14 protein-coding genes are annotated in these 17,245 nt (G+C 39.2%); 11 read left to right on the plus strand and 3 right to left on the minus strand.

Annotated elements, in window-relative coordinates:
• Window positions 1–50 precede the first annotated feature (50 nt).
• Both HMPREF3108_RS03865 and HMPREF3108_RS03870 read left to right on the plus strand, forming a co-directional pair.
• Window positions 51–917, plus strand: coding sequence for a helix-turn-helix domain-containing protein (locus HMPREF3108_RS03865; RefSeq protein ID WP_061593959.1), 867 nt, complete (start codon window positions 51–53; stop codon window positions 915–917).
• Between the two features lie 378 nt (window positions 918–1,295).
• Window positions 1,296–1,676 carry a PH domain-containing protein gene (locus tag HMPREF3108_RS03870; protein ID WP_045773451.1) on the plus strand — a complete coding sequence of 127 codons (381 nt, stop codon included), beginning with the start codon at window positions 1,296–1,298 and terminating at the stop codon, window positions 1,674–1,676.
• 103 nt (window positions 1,677–1,779) lie between these two features.
• On the opposite strand, the gene HMPREF3108_RS03875 is transcribed toward HMPREF3108_RS03870, so the two are convergent.
• Window positions 1,780–2,247: a hypothetical protein gene (locus tag HMPREF3108_RS03875; RefSeq protein ID WP_048777220.1), complete on the minus strand. Its 468-nt coding sequence runs from the start codon at window positions 2,245–2,247 to the stop codon at window positions 1,780–1,782.
• Window positions 2,248–2,359: 112 nt separating this feature from the next.
• Complete coding sequence (locus HMPREF3108_RS03880; RefSeq protein WP_048777219.1) at window positions 2,360–2,908, minus strand: lipoprotein; 549 nt, start codon at window positions 2,906–2,908, stop codon at window positions 2,360–2,362.
• Between the two features lie 166 nt (window positions 2,909–3,074).
• On the opposite strand from HMPREF3108_RS03880, the gene HMPREF3108_RS03885 reads away from it, so the two are divergent.
• From HMPREF3108_RS03885 to HMPREF3108_RS03910, 8 genes are all read left to right on the plus strand, one after another.
• Window positions 3,075–7,463 (plus strand): PolC-type DNA polymerase III, encoded by a 4,389-nt coding sequence (locus HMPREF3108_RS03885; protein ID WP_070493376.1) that lies wholly within the window; start codon window positions 3,075–3,077, stop codon window positions 7,461–7,463.
• Between the two features lie 153 nt (window positions 7,464–7,616).
• A complete protein-coding gene (locus HMPREF3108_RS10795; RefSeq protein ID WP_008809826.1) occupies window positions 7,617–7,766 on the plus strand; it encodes a hypothetical protein in 150 nt (49 codons plus the stop codon).
• 173 nt (window positions 7,767–7,939) lie between these two features.
• Window positions 7,940–10,792 (plus strand): AAA family ATPase, encoded by a 2,853-nt coding sequence (locus HMPREF3108_RS03890; RefSeq protein WP_070493379.1) that lies wholly within the window; start codon window positions 7,940–7,942, stop codon window positions 10,790–10,792.
• Between the two features lie 227 nt (window positions 10,793–11,019).
• Window positions 11,020–12,261 carry an aminopeptidase gene (locus tag HMPREF3108_RS03895; protein ID WP_070493382.1) on the plus strand — a complete coding sequence of 414 codons (1,242 nt, stop codon included), beginning with the start codon at window positions 11,020–11,022 and terminating at the stop codon, window positions 12,259–12,261.
• Between the two features lies 1 nt (window position 12,262).
• Window positions 12,263–12,511 (plus strand): hypothetical protein, encoded by a 249-nt coding sequence (locus HMPREF3108_RS03900; protein WP_231083275.1) that lies wholly within the window; start codon window positions 12,263–12,265, stop codon window positions 12,509–12,511.
• A gap of 3 nt (window positions 12,512–12,514) precedes the next feature.
• A complete protein-coding gene (locus tag HMPREF3108_RS03905) occupies window positions 12,515–12,745 on the plus strand; it encodes a GlsB/YeaQ/YmgE family stress response membrane protein (RefSeq protein WP_045504405.1) in 231 nt (76 codons plus the stop codon).
• A gap of 224 nt (window positions 12,746–12,969) precedes the next feature.
• Window positions 12,970–13,104 (plus strand): hypothetical protein, encoded by a 135-nt coding sequence (locus HMPREF3108_RS10890; protein ID WP_048809682.1) that lies wholly within the window; start codon window positions 12,970–12,972, stop codon window positions 13,102–13,104.
• Between the two features lie 15 nt (window positions 13,105–13,119).
• Complete coding sequence (locus tag HMPREF3108_RS03910; RefSeq protein ID WP_070493385.1) at window positions 13,120–13,575, plus strand: DUF4274 domain-containing protein; 456 nt, start codon at window positions 13,120–13,122, stop codon at window positions 13,573–13,575.
• Window positions 13,576–13,732: 157 nt separating this feature from the next.
• Here HMPREF3108_RS03910 and HMPREF3108_RS03915 read toward each other — a convergent pair whose 3' ends face one another.
• The gene (locus HMPREF3108_RS03915; protein WP_070493480.1) at window positions 13,733–15,343 is read right to left on the minus strand and encodes an ATP-binding cassette domain-containing protein; all 1,611 of its coding nucleotides are present in this window, start codon (window positions 15,341–15,343) and stop codon (window positions 13,733–13,735) included.
• 775 nt (window positions 15,344–16,118) lie between these two features.
• Between HMPREF3108_RS03915 and HMPREF3108_RS03920 the strand changes: the two genes are divergently transcribed.
• Window positions 16,119–17,183, plus strand: coding sequence for a TIGR00341 family protein (locus HMPREF3108_RS03920; protein ID WP_048809681.1), 1,065 nt, complete (start codon window positions 16,119–16,121; stop codon window positions 17,181–17,183).
• Window positions 17,184–17,245: the final 62 nt, after the last annotated feature.

Consider the following 17,245-nt stretch of genomic DNA (forward strand, 5'->3'; position numbering starts at 1 on the left):
GGACATGTTAAAATAATAGATAATATATATACCAATATAAGAGGAAAAATATGAGTACGCTGTTAGCTTCGCGCTTGAAACAAAGAAGAAAAGAATTAAAGTTATCGCAAAAAGAACTGGCTGATGGAATATGTAAGCAAGGACAAATTAGTCGTTTAGAAAACGGAGAATATACTCCGGGATCAGATTTGTTACACGAATTAGCTAAAAGGTTGAAAGTCAGTATGGATTATTTTTTTGATGAAGAAAATAATTCTAGTAGAAATAGTGAGCTGTTGGACTTTAAAAACTTATCTAAAAAATTCATACATTATAGAAATTATGAATCTTTAAGATATATTTATGAGCTTGAAAATGCAAAAAAACATCAATTATCGCTATCCGATAAAATGTATATGGAGTGGATACACTCTCTCATACAATTTTATTACTATGGAAAGAAAGATAAAGCTATAGATCAGTTAGAAGAAATGCTAAGTCAATTTAAGAAAACAGATATAAATTATCTCCGATTAGCAAATACCTTATCGAATTATTATTATGAAGTCAACAAATTAGAAAAGTTTGAAGTTATTAATAAGGATTTAATGCTTAAGGTAAGTAGCATACAAATTGTTACAGTAGAGGAGTTAGAACTTGTTTTAAAAATTAAATATAATTTTTGCCGTCATCTATGGTTAAAAAAAGATATTGAATCTGCTATTAAGGAAACTACTGAGACGATAGAACAGTGTAAAAAATATAGGTCAACGTATCATCTTGCTGATTTATACTGCTTGCTTGGAAATATTAGTGAAAGCTTTTCTAATAAGAAATTAACAAAAGAATATTTTGAAACAGCCAAGTTTTTATATGACTTAGATAACAATCAACAAATGGTTTTAAATATAGAACGTTATATAATGGACAATTATTAGAAATCATTTATTTTAGTTTAAAGAAAATGAAATGATGAATCTACAAGTATTATATGTTAATTAACTTGATTTTAAGAGCATCATTCCCAAAGGGAGGAATTGAAATGAAAAATAGAAAAGTAATTTTAGCAATTCTATTATTTTTGACGTTGTTTTTCTTATTTTTGTCTACTAAAAATATAGATTCTTCTACCTCAAAAATGACGTACGGAATAGATCCGGGCCTGCGAACGGTATTATTAATAATAAATAAGTTATAGTGATTTTAATTTTGTTAATTTTAATATAGATAAACTGCCAGTTTTGCCTGGCAGTTTTCTTTTGCTTATTGGACTTGAAAATGCTATAGTAAGAAAAAATGAATCGGAGGACGAAATCATGGGATTATTTAGTGGTTTGCTGGGCAATGCTTCTCAAAAAGATATTGATAAAGTTGAAAGAGAACTAGAGAATATTCTAACACCAACGGAAAATGTGGAACTGGCCTTCAGTCTTATTCGAGATTTGATTGTGTTTACAGATGGGCGCTTGATTTTGGTTGATAAGCAAGGGATGACGGGCAAGAAAACGGCTTATAAGTCTTATCCTTATCGCTCTATCAGTCGATTTTCAGTGGAAACGGCTGGACACTTTGACCTTGACGCTGAGTTGAAAATCTGGGTATCCAGTGCTGAAGAACCAGCCGAAACCTTAACTTTCCGAAGTGATAAAAGTGTCATTGCTATTCAGAAGGCTTTGGCGGAAGCAGTATTAAGATAAATAAAGGCGGTTTCAACCGCTTTTTTTGCAAACAAAAACTAACCACAGCCTAATAGCTTGGTTAGTTCATAGTTAAAGACTGCCAGTCTAGAGAAGTAGCAATCTAGTTGTCTTCACTAGGGAAAGATTCACCAAAATGTAGCTCAGAGTATGGAGTTTCAAAATTACCTCCGTCATAAGTTACCCTTACTGAAGTCAATCCGAAGTCAACGATTATTGGTTTTGCAGCTGTTATGAAGACGTAGCTATTACCGTTTTGTTTTATATCATAGAGATTTACTGCTCCGTAAATGGAATCGGCAGAATAGCTATCTCCATTTTTAGTCGATTTGGTTATTTCAATGGTCTTCTTAGAAGGAGAGTAGGATAAATTATAGACTTCTTTTTTTCCGATGCCTTGAGTAATAAAAGTTTCGTGATCGTCACTTTTTGCTTGATAGTGAATAAAATTTTTATCAAAACTTTGCTGAGCGTTGTGCTTAACGAGAAATAAATTTACTCCCCATGCAGCTAAGCCTAAAATAAGAAGAGAAGCGACACCAATAAGAAAAGTTTTTTTAGTTAAGCGCATAAAAATTCCTTGAAATTTATATCAAAATAAAACAAAAGTTAATAACTTGTATTAGAAAATATACTAAAATTTATGAACAGGTATAAGTTTAAAAATTAATCAGAAAGCTTTTTTATTCTTCTTTGAGTCCTTGCCCCTTCAAATAATCAAAGACAACATCTGGTTTATCTTGAAGTTTCCTGAAGAAAGTTTGACTACTTTCAGAGTCATTTGCTGACTGAATCAACTGTTCTTGATCTATTTTGCTGAGATCAAAGTCAAAAATGGCTATAGCGTTTTTCTTGTCTTCAGAAATTTTAAGATGAATTTTAAGCCCTTTTAGCTTTTCTTGATTTTCAATCATGGAACTTTTCTTAAGATCTTCACTATAGGATTTCTTTAATTCTTCAACACTCATTTTTTGACTTTCTTCAGGGATAGCCTGGCTGGAGATGAGTTGGAAAGATAGGATCTTGTCTTTAGTATAGAAAAGTTTGACTGAATTAGTATAATCCTCATCGATTTTTTTAGAAAAAGTTTTCGTCTGTGTCTTTTCTTCTTTGGTTTTACTTTTACTTTGACTCTGACTTTGCTTGGGTGTATTTTCTTGCTTATTCTGACTGGTCGTGCTACAAGCAGTTAGGGTCAGTAGACAGATGCTAGCTAGTAAGATTTTCTTCACAGTTAAGACTCCTTTAGGTAAATGTTTTTTCTATTATATCATAACTTAGGACCAAGAAAAAAGTCTTGATAATTATATGGGGAGCTGAGCATTGCTCTGTCCTTTTTCTGTCGAAAAAAGTGCTGATTTATGGTAAAATAAGGTCACTACTGTACGAGGAAATGTCATGTCAAACAAGTTTGAAATTTTAATGAATCAGCTAGATATGCCACTGGAGATGAGAAATTCAGAGGCCTTTTTGAATGCAGAAATCGAGAAGGTTTTGGTCCACAAGGTCAGTCGGGTCTGGGAATTTCATTTTTCTTTTGAGGATATTCTGCCTGTTGAGATTTTTAGGGAATTGCAGAAGCGCTTAGCTCAAGAGTTTTCGAAGACAGGCAATCAAGCTATTTTTGAAATTCACTGTCAGGCGCCTCAGGTATCTGATGAGCTTTTGCAGGCTTATTACCAGCTGGCCTTTGAGGAAGGTCCATGTGCCAGCCATGGTTTTAAGAGCCTGTATCAGGATTTGCGGGTCCATTTGGATGAGGACAAGTTGCTAATTGAAGGTCCCTCGACCATTGATACGGAGCATTTTCGCAAGAATCACCTACCAAATCTCAGTCGCCAGCTAGTCAAGTATGGCTTTCCTCAGTTGACCTGTCAGGTTCAGCACAGCGATGAGTTAACCCAGCAACAGGCAGAGAATTTCCAGGCAGAGAATGACAAGATTGTTCAAGAAGCTAATGAAGAAGCTCTCAAAGCCATGGAATCTCTACAGCAAATGGCGCCACCGCCGGAGGAAAAACCAGCCTATGATTTCCAAGCTCGCAAGGCTGCAGCTAAACCAAAGCTGGACAAGGCAGAGATTACCCCTATGATTGAAGTTCAGACTGAGGAAAATCGCCTGGTCTTTGAGGGAATGGTCTTTGATCTGGAGCAAAAGGTTACTCGGACCGGCCGGGTCTTGCTCAATTTCAAGATGACAGACTATACTTCCAGCTTCTCCTTGCAGAAATGGATGAAAAACGAGGAAGAAGCCAAGAAGTTTGACATGATTAAGAAGGGGGCTTGGCTACGTGTGCGAGGAAATGTCGAGATGAACAACTTCACTCGTGACCTGACCATGAATGTGCAGGATGTGCAGGAAGTTACCCACTATGAGCGCAAGGACTTGATGCCTGAAGGGCAGAAGCGGGTCGAGTTTCACGCCCATACCAATATGTCTACCATGGACGCCCTGCCTGAGGTCGAGGAAATCGTGGCAACGGCCGCCAAGTGGGGCCACAAGGCTGTCGCCATTACCGACCATGGCAATGTGCAGAGCTTTCCCCACGGTTACAAGGCTGCCAAGAAAGCTGGTATCCAGCTGATTTACGGTATGGAGGCCAATATTGTAGAAGACCGGGTGCCCATCGTCTATAATGAAGTAGACATGGAGCTGAGCGATGCGACCTATGTAGTCTTTGACGTGGAAACAACGGGACTTTCAGCCGTCTACAATGACTTGATTCAAGTCGCTGCCAGCAAGATGCACAAGGGCAATATCATCGCTGAGTTTGATGAGTTTATCAATCCTGGGCATCCTCTTTCGGCCTTTACGACGGATCTGACGGGGATTACAGATGAGCATGTCCGCAATGCCAAACCCCTGGAGCAGGTGCTCAAAGAATTTCAGGAATTTTGCCAGGACAGTGTCCTCGTTGCCCATAATGCTACTTTTGACGTAGGCTTTATGAATGTCAACTATGAGCGTCATAGCCTGCCAAAAATTACCCAGCCGGTCATTGACACGCTGGAATTTGCCCGCAACCTCTATCCAGAGTACAAGCGTCATGGTCTGGGGCCTTTGACCAAGCGTTTCCAGATTGCTCTGGAGCATCACCACATGGCCAACTATGACGCGGAAGCGACGGGCCGTCTCCTCTTTATCTTTATCAAGGATGTGGCTGAAAAGCATGGTGTGACCAATCTCAAGGATTTGAATACGGATCTGGTCGATGAGAATTCTTACAAGAAGGCTCGGGTCAAGCATGCGACCATTTATGTGAAAAATCAGACGGGACTCAAGAATATTTTCAAGTTAGTCAGTCTGTCCAATACCAAGTATTTCGAAGGTGTCCCGCGGATTCCACGGACCGTATTAGATGCCCATCGTGAAGGCCTGATTCTGGGCTCAGCCTGCTCAGAAGGCGAAGTCTATGATGCTGTTGTCTCTCAGGGGGTGGATGCGGCTGTCGAAGTAGCCAAGTATTATGACTTTATCGAGGTCATGCCACCGGCCATCTATGAGCCACTGATTGCCAAGGAGCAAATCAAGGACCAGGAAGAACTGCATACCATTATTCGCAATCTGATTGAGGTCGGAGACCGCTTGGGCAAGCCTGTCCTTGCGACGGGGAACGTCCACTATATCGAGCCGGAAGAAGAAATCTATCGTGAGATTATCGTTCGGAGTCTCGGTCAGGGAGCCATGATTAATCGGACCATTGGTCACGGTGAAAATGCCCAGCCGGCTCCGCTTCCTAAGGCTCACTTCCGGACCACTAATGAGATGCTGGACGAATTTGCCTTCTTGGGTGAGGACTTAGCTAAGAAGTTGGTCATCACCAATCCGAATCAGCTGGCGGAGACCTTTGAGCCAGTCGAGGTGGTAAAGGGCGACCTCTATACACCTTTCATTGACAAGGCTGAGGAGACAGTTGCTGAGCTGACCTATCAAAAAGCCTTTGAGATTTATGGTAATCCACTGCCAGATATCGTGGACTTGCGGATTGAAAAAGAGTTGACCTCTATCTTGGGGAATGGCTTTGCCGTGATTTACCTGGCTTCGCAGATGCTGGTGCAGCGCTCCAACGAGCGGGGCTATCTGGTAGGCTCGCGGGGGTCTGTCGGCTCCAGCTTTGTCGCGACCATGATTGGGATTACCGAGGTTAATCCTCTGTCGCCCCACTATGTCTGTGGCAAATGCCAATGCAGCGAGTTCATCACGGATGGATCCTATGGTTCTGGCTTCGACATGCCGGATAAGGACTGCCCAGAGTGCGGCCACAAACTCAGCAAAAATGGGCAAGATATTCCGTTTGAGACCTTCCTTGGATTTGACGGGGACAAGGTACCCGATATTGATTTGAACTTCTCCGGAGAGGATCAGCCTAGCGCCCACTTGGACGTGCGGGATATCTTTGGTGAGGAATATGCCTTTCGCGCAGGAACGGTTGGTACGGTGGCTGCTAAGACTGCCTATGGATTTGTCAAGGGCTATGAGCGCGACTACGGGAAGTTCTACCGAGACGCCGAAGTTGAGCGTCTGGCGCAGGGGGCGGCCGGAGTCAAGCGGACGACTGGACAACACCCGGGCGGAATCGTTGTTATCCCGAACTACATGGATGTTTATGACTTTACACCAGTCCAATATCCAGCTGATGATGTGACGGCCGAGTGGCAGACCACCCACTTCAACTTCCATGATATCGATGAAAATGTCCTCAAGCTAGACGTTCTGGGGCACGATGATCCGACCATGATTCGGAAGCTTCAAGACTTATCTGGCATTGATCCTACTGATATTCCTATGGATGATCCTGGTGTCATGGCCCTCTTTTCTGGGACAGACATTCTGGGAGTGACTCAGGAGCAGATCGGCACGCCGACTGGTATGCTGGGAATTCCGGAGTTTGGAACCAATTTTGTACGGGGAATGGTTGATGAGACCCATCCGACGACCTTTGCCGAGCTCTTACAGCTATCTGGTCTCTCTCATGGGACGGACGTTTGGTTGGGGAATGCTCAAGACTTGATCAAGCAAGGAATTGCTGACCTGTCCACTGTTATCGGCTGTCGGGACGACATCATGGTTTACCTCATGCACAAGGGCTTGGATCCTAAGATGGCCTTTACGATCATGGAGCGCGTGCGGAAGGGCCTCTGGCTGAAGATTTCTGAAGAAGAGCGCAATGGCTACATCGCAGCTATGAAGGAAAACAATGTGCCAGAATGGTACATCGAGTCCTGTGGAAAGATCAAGTACATGTTCCCCAAGGCCCATGCGGCAGCCTATGTTATGATGGCCCTGCGGGTGGCCTACTTCAAGGTGCATCATCCGATTTATTACTACTGTGCTTATTTCTCCATCCGGGCTAAGGCCTTTGATATTAAGACCATGAGTGGCGGACTTGATACCGTCAAGCGCCGGATGAGCGAAATCGCTGAAAAGCGCAAGAACAACGAAGCTTCCAATGTAGAAATTGACCTTTATACGACTTTGGAAATCGTCAATGAAATGCTGGAGCGAGGCTTCAAATTCGGAAAGCTAGATCTTTACAAGAGCCATGCGACCGAGTTTCTCATCGAAGGGGACACCCTTATCCCGCCATTCTCTGCTATGGACGGTCTGGGTGACAACGTTGCCCGCCAAGTGGTCAGAGCACGGGAAGAAGGCGAATTCCTCTCTAAGACAGAGCTCCGCAAACGCGGTGGCCTCTCTAGCACCCTAGTCGAAAAAATGGACGATATGGGAATCCTGGGCAATATGCCAGAGGATAACCAGTTGAGTCTGTTTGATGAATTTTTCTAAAATAATTCAAAATGATTTTAAGTTGTCTATGAAACGTGGACTTAAGGCAAACTTGTTAGAAGAAGTTTTGAGTTTTCTGATTGTGGCTCTTCTAATCTAATAGACCAGAAGCGCAAAGATTGTATCTGGATCAGGAGTAAGAAAGGGGAAAAAATGAGGTTTAGTATTGTAGCAGAAGATAAACCAGCTCAAAAATCGTTTAGTTATCAATTAGAGCTAGACACGGATACGATTATAAAGGTGACCGGATTGGTTTGCTCCACTGTAGTTATGGTAACTCTCTTGTCTCTCTTTAAAGATTAGATCAAAACCTCTATTTCAAAAAAAGGAAATAGAGGTTTTTAAGTTTTATAACCGCTTCTAAATGTTTTCATTGAACCTGGATTGTGTTACAATTTTTAGTGTATAGAGTATAGTAAATGAGCTGATAAATCAGTGAGTTTTTATTGGTAATCAGAAGAAAAGAGGAGAAGAGTGTGGCGAAATATTTAGTAGGTCCTTACAACAATAGTTGGAATTTTATGGACGCTTATAACAAAGCTCAGAATGGGGACATCATCGAGTTTGAAGATGGATACGCTTTTCAATGGCCGACCAATCAGGAAATTGTCATTGATAAGGAGCTACATTTTGTAGGGCAAGTGGTTTCTAATCCAAATGGCAATGGCCAAATTTTTAAGAATACCATTGAGGCAGCTTTCAGATTTGTAGCAGGAGCAAAGGTCACCTTTGAAAATTTGTGTTTTAAAATCACGGGGAATTATTCTACCCTTCTTTTATGGAGTGGATCTGAAGTCACTTGCAAGCAGGTTTGTTTTGAAATTAGCACTCAAAACAATCAGAACTTTTTTCTATACGCAGACACGCATTCTAAACTAATTTTAACTGATATAGAAATGAAAGTTCCCGAAAAACACGATGCTTCAATCGGTATCGTGGCTTCTGAATTATCAATCAGTCATTCAAGGGTTTTGTCTAGAATCGATCTATCAGATGGAGCTAGGTTGACCTTAGAAACCGTCGACCTTGAAAAATATGACATTAATACGATCAGTGCGACTAACTCAGAAGTGACTCTCAAGAACTCTACTGTTAAAGGTGGGAATCTCGAAATGGACTATCCACCAGTTTGGTTAGATAATGTAGTCTGGAAATCTGAGAACTGCAAAATCGAATTGCCTGGTGGGACTGCGGTTTGCCTCAATAACAATGTCCAATTCAACTCTGATTCGGACTGCATTACGTCCTTAAATTCGTACGGAAGTATGCTTCGAGCTCATCAAGCCACTTTTACAGAATTTCTATGCATCTATGACCAATCGTTTGCTACTTTGACAGGAGAGACTACTTTCCTTGCAGAAAATACTCAAAGAATTTCATTCGGGGCTTTTTCGGATAGTGTAGTAATGGCAGACCAGATGATTTTCCATAAAATCGCTGATCCAAATATTCGACTTCAAAGTTCTGCCTATGTAAAGGCAGACGCCGTTACTTATACACAGGGAGATGCGCGTGATCTGATAACTGAGATTGAGGATGGTTGTGATTATCTTGTAGGCAGAGAAGTGGCTAAAGCTAATCCGCAAACACCTTCTTCAGGCTCTGCATCTGATACAACTGTTCCAACTACCACAGCAACTGGATCTGAACAAGAAAAGAAACGCGATGCACTTGAAGAACTCAATAGCCTGATTGGTCTTGAGAAGGTCAAACATGAGATCAAAAAAATGATCAACATGGTAGAATTTAACAAAAAGCGGATTGCAAATGGCAAGGCTCCTGAAAAGCAAACCCTACATGCAGCCTTCATGGGAAATCCTGGTACAGGGAAGACGACCGTTGCCCGTCTCTTGGGAGAAGTTCTCTTTGAGGCAGGTGTCCTTTCCGGTAAGGAATTTCGTTTTGTCGAAGCGACTGAGTCAGACTTAATCTCCTCTAATGTTGGAGGGACAGCTGAGCAGACCCAGGCTCTTCTTGAAAAAGCTCGTGGTGGGATTCTCTTTATTGATGAAGCCTATAGCTTGGATAAAAAAGACAGCGATGTCGACTTTGGGATAGAGGCCATCAATACCATCCTTAAATTTATGGAGGACAATCGTGATGAGATCATGATTATCTTTGCCGGCTATACCAAAGAAATGGAGGAGTTCTTAAGGACTAATCCAGGGCTCCGTTCGCGTGTCCCTAATAACTTCATTTTTGAAGATTTCACAGGAGATGAAATTGTCCAACTGGGTGAAATGATCTTGAACAAGGGAGACTATAAGCTTGAAGACCGCGATTACTATGCTCGTCATGTCAAGCGGGCCTATGATGGATCATTGGATAAGAGCAATGGTCGCTGGATTCGTAATCTAGATGAGCAGTTGACCAAGACCATGGCAGACCGAGTGGTGGCCCAAGGTTCAGATGATATCGAGACCATCCTCAATATCGACATCGATGCTGTTCTCAACCAAGGCAAGTACCAAGCAGGGGCAGATAAGGAAGAAGATGGTATGGCAGCTCTCAACCGCTTGGTTGGAATTGCAAAAGTGAAAGAGCAAGTCGAACAGTTTGTAGCCATGGCTGAGTTCAACCAAAAACGGGCAGAGCAAGGTGGTCTTGTGGAAGATACAACCCTGCATTCGCTCTTTCTTGGAAACCCTGGTACAGGGAAGACGACTGTTGCTCGTATTTTGGGGAATATTCTCTTTCAAAAAGGAGTCATCAAGCAGAAGAAATTCATCGAAGTATCTAGAAGCAATCTGGTTGGTGGCTACCAAGGCCAAACAGCCTTAAAGACGCGTGAAGTCTTAGAAAGTGCGCTAGGTGGGGTCCTCTTCATCGATGAAGCCTACACGCTCTACACTGGTCAAAATGATGATTTCGGGAAGGAGGCCTTGGATGAAGTCCTCAAATTTATGGAGGATCACCGTCGAGATATCGTCATTATCTTCGCTGGTTATACTAGGGAAATGCATGACTTCTTGCAAGTCAATTCAGGACTGCAAAGTCGGATTCCAAATGTCTTTGACTTTGAGGACTATAATCCAGATGAGATTGTAGAGATCGGTCTCATGGGATTACGCAAGCAAGGCTACCAAGTCAATGAAGTTCTCTATGGGGAAATTGTGAAAGGAAATTATTTGCGTGCCAATGACCACAGTAACGGTCGCTGGGTTCGCAATCTCAACGAAAAACTTTTGCGACAAGTATCGACTCGTGTAACGCGTGAAGAAAGTACAGACTACAATTCCATTTTGGATCAAGATTTGGAAGCCTTGAGGGAGAATGGAAATTCAGAACATCCTCATATGGTAGATGACCAAGGCTATGTCATTCCCTAATCCTCAGCTTTCAAAAATCCAAGCGTCTGAAACATTCTTGATTCAGGCGTTTTTCTCATCGTAGGAAGTCTTGTCTAAGGATTAAATAATAGACTTGATTTTTAATATTCTAGCAGAGAAAAAGTATTCAAGACGGAAGGAAAGGCACTTTCTGTTGTAAGGATTCTGCAGGAGGCGTGTACTTATGGTATACTAGGAAGAGAATATTGCTTATTAAGGAGAAAAAAATGGTTTTACCAAATTTTAAAGAAAACTTAGAAAAATACGCTAAATTATTGGTGGCTAATGGTATCAATGTACAGCCTGGGCACACGGTAGCGCTCAATATCGATGTAGAGCAGCGTGAATTAGCCCACTTGATTGTCAAGGAAGCTTATGCTTTGGGAGCCCATGAGGTCATCGTCCAGTGGGCAGATGATGTCACTAATCGTGAGAAATTCCTCCATGCGCCGATGGACCGCTTGGATAATATCCCTGACTATAAGGTGGCTGAGATGAACTATCTCCTTGAAAAGAAAGCCAGCCGTTTGGGTGTCCGTTCGTCTGACCCAGGTGCTTTGAATGGCGTGGATGCTGAGAAATTATCAGCTTCTGCTAAGGCCTTGGGACTGGCTATGAAACCGATGCGAATCGCAACCCAATCCAATAAAGTCAGCTGGACAGTTGCTGCAGCAGCGGGTACTGAGTGGGCTAAGAAGGTCTTTCCAAATGCAGCTAGCGATGAGGAAGCAGTAGATCTTCTCTGGGATCAGATTTTCAAAACCTGCCGTGTCTATGAAGATGATCCAGTTACAGCTTGGAAAGCTCATGAAGAAAAACTCAGCTCAAAAGCGAAGATTTTAAATGAAGAGCAATTTTCTGCTCTCCACTACACAGCGCCGGGAACTGACTTGACATTGGGCTTGCCCAAGAACCATCACTGGGAGTCAGCTGGCAGTCTCAATGCTCAGGGTGAGTATTTCATTGCTAACATGCCGACAGAAGAGGTCTTTACAGCACCGGACTTCCGCCGGGCAGAAGGTTATGTGACCAGCACCAAGCCTCTTAGCTACAATGGTAACATCATCGAGGGCATCAAGGTGACCTTCAAGGATGGCCAGATTGTAGATATTACGGCTGAAAAGGGTGATCAGGTTATGAAGGATCTTGTCTTTGAAAATGCTGGCGCGCGTGCTTTAGGTGAGTGTGCTTTGGTTCCAGATCCAAGTCCGATTTCTCAGTCAGGCATTACTTTCTTCAATACTCTTTTTGATGAAAATGCTTCTAACCACTTGGCTATCGGAGCTGCTTATGCGACTAGTGTAGTTGGCGGAGAGAATTTCTCTGAAGAAGAGCTGGAAGCAGCGGGTCTCAACCGCTCGGATGTCCATGTGGACTTTATGATTGGCTCTAACCAGATGGATATTGACGGCATTCGCGAAGACGGTAGCCGTGTAGCAATCTTTAGAAATGGAGACTGGGCAATTTAAGATGACAGGACTTATTTTTATATTGATTTTCACTTTGCCAGCTTGTTTACTGACAACAGTTGTAGCAGTTATATTGACGCCATTTGAGAAGCCCAAACAATGGAAATTAAAATTGTTGGTCAGCTTAATCGGTGCCCTGCTTGGCTTGGTTGTCTTTTTCCCTATCTTTAAAATTTTTGCTTCCTTTGTTGGTTCAGTGATTTCCTTGGCCATCCTTTGGTTGGTTCAACGATTTAAAAAGGAGGGTTAAGTCATGCTTGGAAGTATGTTAGTTGGTTTTATCATTGGTCTGATAGCTGCCGCAATTACCAACAGAGGTGAGCGGATGGGGTGCATTGGCAAGATGATACTAGGCTTGCTTGGAGCCTGGATAGGCCAAAGTCTTTTTGGGACCTGGGGGCCACTTCTCCATGACACAGCTGTAGTACCCTCTATCTTAGGCGCAGTGATCTTATTAGCAATCTTTTGGAGTCGAGACAGTTAAACTTTAATTCAAAAATCCCTTGAAATAATTTCAAGGGATTTTTTAGCAAATTTGAAATGTAGTAGATTGCTTAATAAGATCCGTAACAATGCTCCAAAAGAAGCAGAGAAAAATTGGGGATAGTAGGTAAAGGGACCTATAGTCGAACAAGCTTTTGCATATAAGGTTTGTGGTATACTAGAACTACAGTGAAACATGAATAGAAAATCAAACCGGAGGATAAAATGGAACAACAGATGAATGAAAAGGTTGCATTTTTAAATAAATACGCGCTATCGTCTGAAAAGAAAATGGAGTTTATAACCGATGAATCAACTATTTTGAATGCACAAGATGAAGAAATTTTTCCCGCTTCGTAAATCTAGAGGTAAAAAATGGATGCTAAGCAATTAAAGAAACTATATGATATTTTACGTTCTGAAAGCAATACTGAAGCTGTGAAAAAAGTTAAGTCTATTATGACTGAAGATGAACTCTTTGTCTTGCTTGATAATTATAACTGGGATAATGGTTTTGAAGTGCCAGAGGCGATTATTAATCATCCTAATTGTACTCTTCCTGTTGCCTTATTAGCTTCTTATCGAGCAGATGGTATACGATATTTATTTGAAGGAGAGGATGTTTTTGCAAATCGTTTATCGAAATCCTGGGAATACTTTATAAAGGAAGTTTATGATAAAATTTTGAAAGAGCAATATCCGAATGGAAGTGTATCTTTTCATCCCGAAATAACAAAAATTCAAAAATTTAAATTGAATAAGCTGAATCCTAACCTTAGTTCCTTTATTTTAGATGGTGTTTCAGGAAAAGATTTACATATTTCACTTTAAACTAGTTGGTGGGTCCCATCAGAGATCGAAATAACCTTCAAGATTTGATTGTTTTATTTGTTCATATTCAAAATAACCTAGCATTGAACTGCACCCCAAAAGTTAGACACTTAAACCTAACTTTTGGGGTGCAAGTTATTTTATTCTTAGTTTTAAATTAATCTAAATATATAATCTTGTCAAAAAGAGATTTTATATTTTCATCTAAATGATGGCTTACAAAAATAACAGTCTTATCCGGCATTGAGAATAGATACTTCTCAATTTGATAACGTCTTTCTTTATCAATTGCATCAGTTGCTTCATCAATAATCAAAATTGGTTTTTCCTCAAGGTAGGCTCGAGCTAAACTAATCCTTTGTTTTTGCCCACTAGAAATATCTTGACTAATTTCTGATAAAGTCGTATCCAGTCCATGACGCAATCCACTAACCCAGTCTCTTAGATAAAATAAATCCAATGCTTTTTCAATTTTTGTATCCTCTAATTGTCGTCCCAAGGTTAAATTGAATAAAATAGATTCGTTAAAAATATGATCATCTAAACTGACATAAGAAATTTGTTTGTGAAGATCTACTAAATCGATATTTTTGGAATCGACGTTATCATAGAATATTTCTCCTTTCGAAAGTAGAACTTCACCATTAATGGCTTTTAATATGGTTGATTTCCCTGAACCTGATGTTCCTGAAATTGCGTACTTCTTATTTTTTTCAATTTTGAAATTCAAATTATCTAAGATAAGCTTCCCTTCACGTTCAATAGTTACCGCTTGAATTTCTAGTTTATCTATAAATTTCTTCCAAGATTGATTCTTAATCTGTGTCTCATTTATACTGTGATCATCAGTCAATTCAAACTTTTCAAATATTTTGTTTACAGTTTTGAATTCAGCGTAATTGGCTGTTAAACCTGTTAGGCCCGCAAAAATAATCGAAGAAAAATATTGAGATGATGAGACAGCACCTATTGGAATTAATCGGTTAAAGTATAAGATACCTGCGTGAGTCAACATAGCAATTTGGCTTACAAAACTGGTTCCATTTTGAACTGACATAAGTCCACCAAAAGTTTTTGAGTATGAGACCCTAGATCTCGAATATTTTTTTGAATAAGATAGAATCTTGACCAACAAGAAATGAAGCTGATTAGCGTTGGATAACATCCGAAATCCACTTAAAGAATCATCAATCGCTTTAACCAATTCTTCATTCTTTTCGGTAAAATAAACAGCTTTCTTTTCCATTTTCTTTGTAAATATTTTAGGAAGATTTACCATTAGAATGAAAAATATAAAGATTGTAAACAACAATGAATAATGAAAGCTAAAAAAGGCAATAACTGCAAAAATGATATTTAATGCTTGACTAATCATTAATTCTAGTGTTTCAAAACCAAGATCTTGAATTGTATTAATATCATTTGTCAACCATGAGGTATAGGCGCTAATACTTTTGGAAGCAAAGTGTACCCCACTATCCTTTTCAATTCTTTTTACAATATCCTTACGTATTTCAGTACACATTTCTTGTATAGCTTTCTCACTTGCTTTTGAGTTTTGATAAATTTGCAATACCCATAATAAATTTACAGCTAAAATGGCTCCACTTAAATACAAAAAGGACTGTAAATCAAAATTTACAATTGTAGAAATCGCCTTAGCACTCAATATACCATTTAAGTAAACACATAATGAATTAATAAAAATCCAAAACAACCATATAGAATTGCTTCGTTTACACCTGAATAAATAAGTTTTTAATGTCATATATCTATCCTTACTTAAAAATTCCAAATATTTCTTCACCAATTATTCTTCTTTGATGTTTAAGCGCAATATAAGATAATAAAATTTCTATTTTCGTCTGGTTCTCCTTATATAAGATATTTACACTATTCACTATTAGTGAGTTTTTTTAAAAAGTATTATATCATAATGTACTAGACAAGAGGGAATTCTTAATAAATTTGATGAAGCAAGAAAAGCTTTATCATTATTCGCTACAAAATTTGGTACAAAAGTAAATTGATATCAAAAAAAGCCTTGATTTTCAAGGCTTGCTTTTTTATATTTCTATGCCTCCTACATGAATTTGGGAGGCTTTTTCATCTTGAAAATGATCAAAAATATTGAAATGTAAGTGATTTTCAGAAGATACTTTAAGTGATTTTAAATCTGATTATTTCAAAATGAGGCGAAAGTGAGGCATGAATAGAATGTTTATTTTTATCAGCGTGTTTTAGGTGGTTGCGTCTTTCTTATTCTAGATAGATTTTAAACAATTGTTTACTAATAGATTGGTTCCTTAAAGTTTGAAAAATTTTAGTGCGTATCGTTTGTGCTACATTATAATCGTTGAGCTTCTATAATTGGAGATTGGAAAAAGTTAAAATTTAGGATGGTATGGGCAATAAGTTAATAATAAATTTATCAAATTGTATGTTAAAATATTTACTAGTATAAACCACTTTCTATATTTTTTGTCAATATTGCAAATTTCATTCATTAATTAGAGTGGGTTTATACTTTGGAAAACATTAATATGAGGAATGCTGTTTTGAGAAAAATTTTACAGGATGACAAGCTTTATTCTTTAACAGAATTTAGAAATAAGATCTATGATGATCTAGATTTAACAAGAAGTGATTTAGCTATTTTGTTATGCGCAATGTTGATTGCATCTATTGGACTAAATATGGATTCTACTCCAGTTATCATTGGTGCAATGTTAATTTCTCCGCTAATGACACCCATTCTTGGGATTGGTTTTTCGCTAGCGATATTGGATATGAATCTGCTCAGAAAGTCGTTTAAAATTTTGTTTATTCAAGTTTCGTTGAGTCTTATAGCATCTACAGTTTATTTTCTAATTTCTCCTATTTCTTATGCAAGTACAGAAATTATTGCTAGAACTTCTCCAACAATTTGGGATGTTGTTATAGCTTTTGTTGGAGGGTTGGCTGGAGTTATAGGGGCACGAAAAAAAGAAGCAAATAATATTGTACCTGGAGTGGCTATTGCAACGGCTCTTATGCCTCCTGTGTGCACTGTTGGTTATTCTATAGCAACAGGAAATTTTAAGTTCATGCTAGGTGCATCTTATTTATTTTTCATTAATTGTAGCTTTATCATGATTGCTACCTATATTGGCACAAGTTTAACTATGGTAAAAAATCGTTACATTAAACATAATCAAGAAGCTTATAAAATGAGAAAAATATTAATTCTAGTTTCGCTTATTCTTATTATTCCCAGCTTGGTTTCAGCAGCTACATTAGTTAAAGAAACACTAATTAATGAATCTATAAATAAATACTTATCTGATCAGTTTAAAGAGCAGACAGTACTAAAAAAGAACTTTATCAAAGAGAATAATACACTAAAGTTAACTATTTCAGGAAAACATCTTTCTGACGAGGAATTAAAAAAAATAATTGGTAAGCAAAACGACTATGGTTTGCAAAATATTTCAATTCAAATTTCACAATTATCCAATGATCGATTGACTGAAAAAGAAGTAGTAGAATTTATTATTCAATATAAGAATGATCAGGATCTTCAAAAGATTGATAAGGAAAAGAATGAAACGAAGTCTAAAAATGAGTAATCAAATCACCGTTTGTTGAAAGAGAAATGAAAAGAGGCTGGGATAAAAGTCCTAGCCTCTCA

The sequence above is a fragment of the Streptococcus sp. HMSC10A01 genome (assembly GCF_001807785.1).
GTDB lineage: Bacteria > Bacillota > Bacilli > Lactobacillales > Streptococcaceae > Streptococcus > Streptococcus gordonii.

Excerpts from the sequence above, each read along its gene's own strand:
- HMPREF3108_RS03865 (WP_061593959.1), top strand. The coding sequence starts at position 51 with ATGAGTACGCTGTTAGCTTCGCGCTTGAAACAAAGAAGAAAAGAATTA.
- HMPREF3108_RS03870 (WP_045773451.1), top strand. The coding sequence starts at position 1,296 with ATGGGATTATTTAGTGGTTTGCTGGGCAATGCTTCTCAAAAAGATATT.
- HMPREF3108_RS03875 (WP_048777220.1), bottom strand. The coding sequence starts at position 2,247 with ATGCGCTTAACTAAAAAAACTTTTCTTATTGGTGTCGCTTCTCTTCTT.
- HMPREF3108_RS03885 (WP_070493376.1), top strand. The coding sequence starts at position 3,075 with ATGTCAAACAAGTTTGAAATTTTAATGAATCAGCTAGATATGCCACTG.
- HMPREF3108_RS10795 (WP_008809826.1), top strand. The coding sequence starts at position 7,617 with ATGAGGTTTAGTATTGTAGCAGAAGATAAACCAGCTCAAAAATCGTTT.
- HMPREF3108_RS03895 (WP_070493382.1), top strand. The coding sequence starts at position 11,020 with ATGGTTTTACCAAATTTTAAAGAAAACTTAGAAAAATACGCTAAATTA.
- HMPREF3108_RS03900 (WP_231083275.1), top strand. The coding sequence starts at position 12,263 with ATGACAGGACTTATTTTTATATTGATTTTCACTTTGCCAGCTTGTTTA.
- HMPREF3108_RS03905 (WP_045504405.1), top strand. The coding sequence starts at position 12,515 with ATGCTTGGAAGTATGTTAGTTGGTTTTATCATTGGTCTGATAGCTGCC.
- HMPREF3108_RS10890 (WP_048809682.1), top strand. The coding sequence starts at position 12,970 with ATGGAACAACAGATGAATGAAAAGGTTGCATTTTTAAATAAATACGCG.
- HMPREF3108_RS03910 (WP_070493385.1), top strand. The coding sequence starts at position 13,120 with ATGGATGCTAAGCAATTAAAGAAACTATATGATATTTTACGTTCTGAA.
- HMPREF3108_RS03915 (WP_070493480.1), bottom strand. The coding sequence starts at position 15,343 with ATGACATTAAAAACTTATTTATTCAGGTGTAAACGAAGCAATTCTATA.
- HMPREF3108_RS03920 (WP_048809681.1), top strand. The coding sequence starts at position 16,119 with ATGAGGAATGCTGTTTTGAGAAAAATTTTACAGGATGACAAGCTTTAT.